General features: G+C 63.3%; 10 protein-coding genes and 1 pseudogene. 9 read left to right on the forward strand and 2 right to left on the reverse strand.

Going from position 1 to position 7,939, the window contains the following annotated elements; translation table 11 throughout:
• The 8 genes and pseudogenes from EN932_RS23235 to EN932_RS23270 all read left to right on the forward strand — a co-directional run.
• Window positions 1-415, forward strand: a pseudogene (locus EN932_RS23235) (cysteine--tRNA ligase); the annotation flags it as partial.
• Entirely contained in the window at window positions 412-798 is a 387-nt protein-coding gene (locus EN932_RS23240; RefSeq protein WP_013532560.1) for a VOC family protein, read from the forward strand. The pseudogene EN932_RS23235 and the gene EN932_RS23240, both read left to right, overlap by 4 nt.
• Window positions 799-804: 6 nt before the next feature.
• A complete protein-coding gene (locus EN932_RS23245) occupies window positions 805-1,296 on the forward strand; it encodes a GFA family protein (RefSeq protein WP_013532559.1) in 492 nt (163 codons plus the stop codon).
• Window positions 1,293-1,769: a GFA family protein gene (locus EN932_RS23250; RefSeq protein WP_013532558.1), complete on the forward strand. Its 477-nt coding sequence runs from the start codon at window positions 1,293-1,295 to the stop codon at window positions 1,767-1,769. Before EN932_RS23245 ends, EN932_RS23250 begins: the two co-directional genes overlap by 4 nt.
• Complete coding sequence (gene pip, locus EN932_RS23255; protein WP_127368678.1) at window positions 1,766-2,722, forward strand: prolyl aminopeptidase; 957 nt, start codon at window positions 1,766-1,768, stop codon at window positions 2,720-2,722. The genes EN932_RS23250 and pip overlap by 4 nt, the downstream gene beginning before the upstream one ends.
• Entirely contained in the window at window positions 2,719-4,341 is a 1,623-nt protein-coding gene (gene cimA, locus EN932_RS23260; RefSeq protein ID WP_196815395.1) for a citramalate synthase, read from the forward strand. The genes pip and cimA overlap by 4 nt, the downstream gene beginning before the upstream one ends.
• Before the next feature lie 83 nt (window positions 4,342-4,424).
• The gene (rarD, locus tag EN932_RS23265; protein ID WP_127368677.1) at window positions 4,425-5,351 is read left to right on the forward strand and encodes an EamA family transporter RarD; all 927 of its coding nucleotides are present in this window, start codon (window positions 4,425-4,427) and stop codon (window positions 5,349-5,351) included.
• A 9-nt stretch (window positions 5,352-5,360) separates the two neighbouring features.
• Complete coding sequence (locus EN932_RS23270) at window positions 5,361-6,047, forward strand: glutathione S-transferase family protein (RefSeq protein ID WP_127368676.1); 687 nt, start codon at window positions 5,361-5,363, stop codon at window positions 6,045-6,047.
• Between the two features lie 16 nt (window positions 6,048-6,063).
• Here EN932_RS23270 and EN932_RS23275 read toward each other — a convergent pair whose 3' ends face one another.
• Both EN932_RS23275 and EN932_RS23280 read right to left on the reverse strand, forming a co-directional pair.
• Window positions 6,064-7,062: a transporter gene (locus EN932_RS23275; RefSeq protein ID WP_164753979.1), complete on the reverse strand. Its 999-nt coding sequence runs from the start codon at window positions 7,060-7,062 to the stop codon at window positions 6,064-6,066.
• Window positions 7,063-7,236: 174 nt separating this feature from the next.
• Entirely contained in the window at window positions 7,237-7,527 is a 291-nt protein-coding gene (locus EN932_RS23280; RefSeq protein ID WP_013532552.1) for a muconolactone Delta-isomerase family protein, read from the reverse strand.
• A gap of 109 nt (window positions 7,528-7,636) precedes the next feature.
• On the opposite strand from EN932_RS23280, the gene EN932_RS23285 reads away from it, so the two are divergent.
• Window positions 7,637-7,939: LysR family transcriptional regulator (locus EN932_RS23285; protein WP_128369100.1), on the forward strand; the 303-nt coding region annotated here is incomplete at its 3' end.

The following is a 7,939-nucleotide window of genomic DNA, read 5'->3' on the forward strand; positions in this document are numbered from 1 at the left end:
CAAGCTGGAAGAGGCCGAGAACACCCTGCGAAAATGGAAGCGGGGGGCCGACCTCGCGCCGACGGCGGCGGGACAGGTGCCCGTGGAGATCATCGACGCCTTGTCGGACGATCTCGCCACCTATGCCACCTTCCAGATCCTGACCCAGTTGGCCGGCGAGGCAGTGGACGGCAACGATGCCGCTGCATCGCTGAAGGCGTCGCTGCTGTTCCTCGGCTTCGACGTCGCGTCGGCGAAGGTTGATGAAGGCCACGTCGCCAAGGCCATCGCCAAGCGTCTCGCGTTCATCGCCGCCAAGAACTGGGCCGAAGCCGACCGCATCCGCGACGACCTGCTGGCCCAAGGGATACAGTTGAAGGACGGCAAGGATCCGGTCACAGGCGAACGCATCACCACCTGGGAGGTAAAAAGATGATCGATCATCTCGGCATCAACGTTGCCGATTTCGACGCTTCGAAGGCTTTCTATGACAAGGCGATGGCGCCGCTTGGTGCCGCGCTGTTGTATATGGTGCCGCTGGAGTACACCGGCGGTAAAAAGGTCGGTGGCTACGGTCGCGATCGGCCGGTATTCTGGCTGCAGGAAGGCAAGGATGGTCAGAAGGCCCATCAGCACGTCGCCTTCACCGCGCGCAGCCGCGCCGAGGTCGAAGCCTTCTATGCTGCGGCGCTTGCCGCCGGCGGCAAGGACAATGGCGGGCCGGGCCTGCGCCCGCACTATCACCCGGACTACTATGGCGCCTTCGTCCTCGATCCCGACGGCAACAACGTCGAGGCCGTCTGCCATGCGCCGGAGTGATCAGCGATGAGCCTCGACAACCGACCGATCTACACCGGCGGCTGCCAGTGCGGCGCGGTGCGCTTTCGCGTTGAAGGCGCTTTGGGCGACGCTTCGGTCTGCCATTGCCGCATGTGCCAGAAGGCGTTCGGCGCGTTCTACGCGCCGCTGGTTTCGGTGCGTGGCGCCAGGCTCGACTGGACGCGCGGCGAGCCGAAATACTTCCGTTCGTCCAACCATGTCGATCGCGGTTTTTGCGCCGATTGCGGCACGCCGCTGACCTTCACCGCGCCGGACGGGGTTGGCCTCGCCATCGGTGCGTTCGACAATCCAGCGGAGATCGTGCCGCTGATTCAATGGGGGATCGAGGCAAAGCTGCCCTATGTCGACTCGATCCCGCAACTGCCGGGCGAGGACACCATGGCCGACATGTCGTCGGCCTCCTATCTGGCCGATCTCGTTTCCTACCAGCACCCCGACCACGACACCGAACAATGGCCGCCAAAGGAAAGATCATGACCGATCAGGTAAGAACCGGCGGCTGCCAGTGTGGCGCCGTGCGCTTCCGCGTTCATGGAGCGCTCGGCCGTCCGTCCATCTGCCATTGCCGCATGTGCCAGAAGCAGTTCGGCTCGTTCTTCGGCGCGCTGGTCACGGTGCCCAGAGATGGCGTCGAATGGACCCATGAAGAGCCGAGTTACTTCCAGTCGTCGGTCAACATCGATCGTGGTTTCTGCGCCCGCTGCGGCACGCCGCTGACATATCGGCAGCCCGGCGGGCTGGAAATCGCGATCGGTGCCTTCGACGACCGTTCGGACCTGGCACCGCAGATCCAGGTCAACTATGCCGCGCGGTTGCCCTGGGTGGAGACGATCTTCGATCAGCCCGTCCACCAGGATCCTGATTATTACAACAGGCAGGAATCCATCATCTCCTTCCAGCACCCAGACCATGAAACGCCGGACTGGCCGACCAAAGGTTTACAACTATGAGCAGTCAATTGCGTACGCTTTATCCCGAGATCGAGGCGTTCGATTCCGGCATGCTCGATGTCGGCGACGGCCACCAGGTCTACTGGGAGCGTTCCGGCACCAAAGGCGCCAAGCCGGCGGTGTTCCTGCATGGCGGGCCGGGCGGCACCATTTCGCCAAAACACCGGCGGCTGTTCGACCCGAAGCTCTACGATGTCATCCTGTTCGACCAGCGTGGCTGCGGAAAATCGACGCCCAACGCCTCGCTCGAAGCCAATACGACATGGCACCTGGTCGCCGACATCGAACGGCTGCGCGAAATGGCCGGCTTCGACAAATGGCTGGTGTTCGGCGGCTCCTGGGGGTCGACGCTTGCGCTCGCCTACGCCGAGACCCATCCAGAACGCGTCAGCGAACTGGTGGTGCGCGGCATCTACACGCTGACGCGTGCGGAACTGGAATGGTACTATCAGTTCGGCGTCTCGGAAATGTTCCCGGACAAATGGGAGCGCTTCCTGGCGCCGATCCCGGAGGCCGAGCGCAGCGACATGATGGCCGCCTATCGCAAGCGGCTGGTCGGCACGGATCGAAAGGCGCAGATCGAGGCGGCCCGCGCCTGGAGCCTGTGGGAAGGCGAAACGATCACGCTGTTGCCGGAGCTTGAGACAAGCGGTCCGTTTGGGCAGGACGACTATGCCGTCGCGTTCGCCCGCATCGAGAACCACTATTTCGTCCATGCCGGCTGGCTGGAAGAGGGACAATTGCTGCGCGACGCGCACAGGCTGAGCGACATCCCCGGCACCATCGTCCATGGCCGCTACGACATGCCATGCCCGGCGCGCTATGCCTGGGCGCTGCACAAGGCCTGGCCAAAGGCGGATTTCCATCTGATCGAGGGCGCCGGCCATGCTTATTCGGAGCCGGGTATCCTCGACCGGCTGATCCGCGCGACGGACAAGTTTGCAGGCAAATGACCATGACCCGCGAGCGCCTCTATCTCTTCGACACCACGTTGCGCGATGGCCAGCAGACGCCGGGCATCGACTTTTCCGTCGAGGACAAGATCGCCATCGCAAAACTGCTTGACGCTTTTGGCCTCGACTATGTCGAAGGCGGCTATCCCGGCGCCAACCCGACCGACACCGCCTTCTTCCAGGAGAAGCGCACGGAGCGCGCCAAATTCGTCGCCTTCGGCATGACCAAGCGGGCAGGGGTGTCGGCGTCCAACGATCCCGGCCTAGCGTCTCTTGTGCAATCGAAATCGGATGCCATCTGCTTCGTCGCCAAGAGCTGGGACTACCACGTCCGTGTCGCGCTCGGCTGCACCAATGAGGAGAACCTCGACGCCATCAAGGCCTCCGTCGAGGCGGCGATCGCCGCCGGCAAGGAGGCATTGGTCGACTGCGAGCATTTCTTCGATGGCATCAAGGCCAATCCCGACTACGCGCTGGCCTGCGCCAGGACCGCCTATGATGCCGGGGCGCGCTGGGTGGTGCTGTGCGACACCAATGGCGGCACGCAGCCATCGGAAGTCCGCGCCATCGTCGAGAAGGTTATTTCGTCGGGTATTTCAGGCGATCATCTCGGTATCCATGCCCATGACGACACCGGCCAGGCCGTGGCGAATTCCCTCGCCGCTGTCGAGGCTGGCGTGCGCCAGATCCAGGGCACGCTCAACGGCATCGGGGAGCGCTGCGGCAACGCCAATTTGATCTCGATCGTGCCGACGCTGGCGCTAAAGCCGGCCTTCGCCGATCGTTTCGAAACTGGCATTTCGGCTGAGGCGCTGACAGGCATTTCCAGGTTGTCGCGCGCATTTGACGAACTCCTGAACCGAGCGCCAGAGGCGCAAGCGCCCTATGTCGGCGCTTCCGCCTTCGCCACCAAGGCGGGTATCCACGCATCCGCACTGGCCAAGGAGCCGGCGACCTATGAGCACGTCCCCCCCGAAACCGTCGGCAACCGCCGCCGTGTCATGGTCTCGGACCAGGGCGGCAAGGCCAATTTCCTCGCCGAGCTGAGGCGACGCGGCATCGAGGTGCCGAAGGACGATCACCGGCTCGACGCGCTGATATCCGTGGTCAAGGAGCGCGAGGCCGAGGGCTATGCCTATGAAGGCGCCGATGCCAGCTTCGAACTCCTCGCCCGCAAGATGCTGCACGGCCTGCCGGAATTCTTCAACGTCACCTCGTTCCGCTGCATGGTCGAGCGCCGCTTCGACGCCAACGGCCAGTTGAAGACGGTCTCCGAAGCGATCGTCAAGGTGGTGGTCGATGGCGAGGAGAAGATGTCGGTGGCCGAAGGGCATGGCCCGGTCAACGCGCTCGACATCGCGCTGCGCAAGGACCTCGGCAAATTCCAGGGCGAGATCGCCGACATGGAGCTGGCCGACTTCAAGGTGCGTATCCTCAATGGCGGTACCGAGGCGATCACCCGCGTTCTGATCGAATCGCATGACGGCACCGGCGCACGCTGGTGGACGGTGGGAGTTTCCGAGAACATCATAGACGCCTCGTTCCAGGCGCTGATGGATTCCATCGTCTACAAGCTGATGAAGAACCGCGAGATGGCCGGACTGGTGGCCGCCGAATAGGGTTGAACCATCAGCGAAAGTCCATTGATCCATCAGAACTTTGCGATGGTCTTGCCAAGGTGACTGGGCCATAGCGTTGGCCCATGGCCACTGAAGCAATTACCCTGGATGCAGAGTCCAAGGCCCGGCGCGGCTTTCTGCTGGCGCTCGGCGCCTATCTGCTATGGGGATTGCTGCCCTTCTACATGAAGGCGGTCGCTCATCTGCCGCTCGCGGAAGTCATTGCCCATCGCATCGTCTGGTCGGTGCCGATCGCCGCCGCCGTTCTGATCTGGGCCGGCCGCACGGCGGATTTCAAGGCGGCGCTGCGTTCGCCACGCACCATCGCCATGGCCGCGCTGACGGCGGCGCTGATCTCGGTCAACTGGGGCATCTATGTCTGGGCGATCGCGGTCGACCGCACCGTCGAAACCGCGCTCGGCTACTACATCAATCCCCTGGTCAGCGTCGTTGTCGGCGCGCTGCTGCTCGGCGAGCGGCTCGACCGGCTGCAGATCGCGGCGGTGGTGCTGGCGGCCGTCGCCGTCGCCGTGCTGACCATCGAAGGCGGCAAGCTGCCCTGGGTGTCGCTGGCACTGGCGTTTTCCTTCGCCGCCTACGGCTTCTTCCGCAAGACGCTGCCGATCGGCCCGAGCCAGGGATTTTTGCTCGAAGTCCTTCTGCTGTCGGTGCCGGCACTTGGCTACATCGTCTATCTCATCGCGACCGGACAGGACCACATCGTATCCAACAGTGGCACGGATACGGCGTTGCTGATCGGCTGCGGTCCAGTCACATCGGTGCCGTTGTTGCTGTTCGCCTTCGGCGCCAAGCTGCTGCGGCTGTCAACCATCGGCATCATGCAATATATCGCGCCGACCATGGTGTTCCTGATCGCCGTTCTGATCTTCGACGAGCCTTTCGGCACCATCCAGGCCATCGCCTTTGCGCTGATCTGGGCGGCTTTGGCAGTCTATTCCTGGTCGATGTTGACGACAGCGCGACGCGCCGCGCCGCAGCCCGTACGGTAAGGGGGTTCGATGTACCTGCTGCATATCGCCAACAAAAATTATTCCTCATGGTCGCTGCGGCCCTGGGTGCTGATGCGCGCGCTGTATATCCCATTCGAGGAGCGGCTGACGCCATTCCCGACCGGATCGAGCTGGGATCTGTACCGTTCCTTCTCACCGAGCGGCCGCGTGCCGTGCCTGGTCGACGACGGCTGGGCGGTCTGGGATTCGCTGGCCATCGTCGAATATCTGGCAGAACGCCACCATGGCGTGTGGCCCGTCGAAGCCAAGGCGCGCGCCTGGGCGCGCTCGGCCGCCGCCGAGATGCATTCGAGCTTCACCGCATTGCGCAGCGCCTGTCCGATGAGTTGCGGCGTGCGGGTAGAGCCGTTTCCGATGTCCGATGCGCTGAAGCAGGACCTCTTTCGCCTCGGCGACCTCTGGAATGATGGTCTTGCTCGTTTCGGCGGGCCATTTCTGGCGGGCGCTCATTTCACCGCAGTAGATGCTTTCTTTGCCCCGGTGGCGTTCCGCGCACAGTCTTATGGGCTCTCCTTCGAGGGTGCGGCTGCAGCGTATCCGGCGCAGTTGCTTGCTCTGCCGGCGATGCGCGAATGGCATGCGGCTGGGCTTGCCGAGACCTGGCGCGAGCCCGATCACGAAGCGGAAGTGGCCGCCGCCGGCACCATCATCGAGGATCTTCGCGCCACTGCGTGAAAGCTGCCGGCGGGTGCTACATCTGTCCGAGCCGCCTGACAAAGAGATAGGTCGCACCCGCGATCACCATGGACACAGCCGTCACCACCCAAAAGCCCATTGGCGTGTCGACCAGCGGCAGGCCCCCAACGTTCATGCCGAACAGGCCTGAGATGATGGTCATCGGCAACAGCACCGCCGTCATCACCGACAGGACGTACAGCAGCCGGTTCGACTGCGTCGTCAGCTTTGCCATAAGCTCGTCCTGCAATAGCCGGGCGCGCGCCTGCAACTGCTCGCCGTCATAGTGCAGCGTCTGCGCCCGGTGTGAAAGGCGCGCGGCCATGTCGTTGATGCTGTCTGGCAGGTCGTTGCGGTGCGAATGATCAAGGTGACGGAACAGATTGGTCAGCGTCGCCATCTGCCTGTGGATCACCACCAGATGCCGGCGCGCGTCGACCAGGGATTGCCGTTCATTGTGCCATGCGTCGCAGACGATACGGTCTTCGATGCCGTCGAGACTGTCGCCGAGTGCCGCAAGTTCCGCCACCATGCCATCGAACGACTGGCCGACGACAGCCTCGATCAACTCGGCTGGCGAGCGGAACTTGCGCGATCCATTCTCGATCGCCTTGCGGATGTTGTCGACCGATTGCAGCGGTTGCTTGCGGGCGCCGACCAGCATCGTGTCATTGAGCGCGAAGCGGAAATGGCCAAGCCCGCCCGCTTCCGCCGAATAGTCATGGCGCAGGTCCGGCAGATCGCCATAGAGCCAGTCGTCCTCAAGGTCGATGTGGCAGCCATGGCTGGCGGATAGGAAAGCTTCACGCACGGGTGCCGGCAAAGCCCGATCGGCGCCGATTTCGTGGCGGGCCCGCATGTCGGAAAGCTGGTAGCTGCGCCATGTCCAGTGCGCGGCGGCGGCGTCCCTGGTTCGCACGCCCTCAGCGGTGAAGTGATAGATGAAGAACAATCCGTGCTCGTCGGGCAGGTAGGGCGACAGGTCGGTGCCTTCCGGGGCGAGAGAGATGTCCATGGGCGGTGCCAGATACATGTTCCGAAGATGGCGCCGCACGGCGGCTGCCTGATACTGATTCCTAGCACGCGCGAAGCCGGTTTCGTGTGACGGTTTCTTGACAGCCGATCACAGTCTGTCGATCCCCCGTGTCAATCCGGGGGTGACGCCTTCGTCACCCCCGGATGTGCCCTGTCAGTGCTTCGGGCCGAAGCCGGGGTAGGGCTTGAGGGGCACGATTGCGGCAATGTCCATCATGCCGGCCTTGACCAACGGCAAGGTGGCGAGGTGGCCGCGAACCTCAGCATCATCAGCAGCCTCGAGCATCATGCCGCTGCCCGGGATATCGCCTCGGTTCCACACCTGACGTACCGCCCCTTCGGCGTAGAGCGTGCGCCGCTGTTCGGCTTCGCCGGGCAGAAGCGGAGCGAAATCGGCATCGGTAAATTTTTCGGTGTTGCGAGCGAGAAGGGCAAAGAACTGCATGGCAGTCTCCTTTGGTTGGATGGCCGATTATCGCTTTTGGCTGGTCAGACAGTCTAAGACTGATTAGGCTAAAGTTGAGACCCAAAGGGACTTGAGCCTTGGAGGAGAAATGTTCGACCTGCGCCAGCTCCGCTATTTCGTCACGGTCGCCGAAACCGGAAATGTCGGGCGCGCAGCCGAAATGCTGCATATTTCCCAATCGCCACTCAGCCGGCAGATCATCCAGCTCGAGGAGCAGTTGGGTGTTTCCCTCTTTGAGAGGTCGAAGCAGCGGGTCCATCTCAACGCCGAGGGCCGCGCCTTCCTCACCGAGGCCCGCGCGCTGCTGTCCAATGCGCGACGTGTGGAGGAGTTCGGCCGCAACCTGGCCAGCGGCGCCGTCGGCCGGCTCGCCATCGGCTATGTCGAAGGG

This window comes from Mesorhizobium sp. M7A.F.Ca.US.002.01.1.1 (assembly GCF_004022955.1).
GTDB lineage: Bacteria > Pseudomonadota > Alphaproteobacteria > Rhizobiales > Rhizobiaceae > Mesorhizobium > Mesorhizobium ciceri.

Excerpts from the sequence above, each read along its gene's own strand:
- EN932_RS23240 (WP_013532560.1), top strand. The coding sequence starts at position 412 with ATGATCGATCATCTCGGCATCAACGTTGCCGATTTCGACGCTTCGAAG.
- EN932_RS23245 (WP_013532559.1), top strand. The coding sequence starts at position 805 with ATGAGCCTCGACAACCGACCGATCTACACCGGCGGCTGCCAGTGCGGC.
- EN932_RS23280 (WP_013532552.1), bottom strand. The coding sequence starts at position 7,527 with ATGCAGTTCTTTGCCCTTCTCGCTCGCAACACCGAAAAATTTACCGAT.
- rarD (WP_127368677.1), top strand. The coding sequence starts at position 4,425 with ATGGCCACTGAAGCAATTACCCTGGATGCAGAGTCCAAGGCCCGGCGC.
- EN932_RS23270 (WP_127368676.1), top strand. The coding sequence starts at position 5,361 with ATGTACCTGCTGCATATCGCCAACAAAAATTATTCCTCATGGTCGCTG.
- EN932_RS23275 (WP_164753979.1), bottom strand. The coding sequence starts at position 7,062 with ATGGACATCTCTCTCGCCCCGGAAGGCACCGACCTGTCGCCCTACCTG.
- cimA (WP_196815395.1), top strand. The coding sequence starts at position 2,719 with ATGACCATGACCCGCGAGCGCCTCTATCTCTTCGACACCACGTTGCGC.
- EN932_RS23250 (WP_013532558.1), top strand. The coding sequence starts at position 1,293 with ATGACCGATCAGGTAAGAACCGGCGGCTGCCAGTGTGGCGCCGTGCGC.
- pip (WP_127368678.1), top strand. The coding sequence starts at position 1,766 with ATGAGCAGTCAATTGCGTACGCTTTATCCCGAGATCGAGGCGTTCGAT.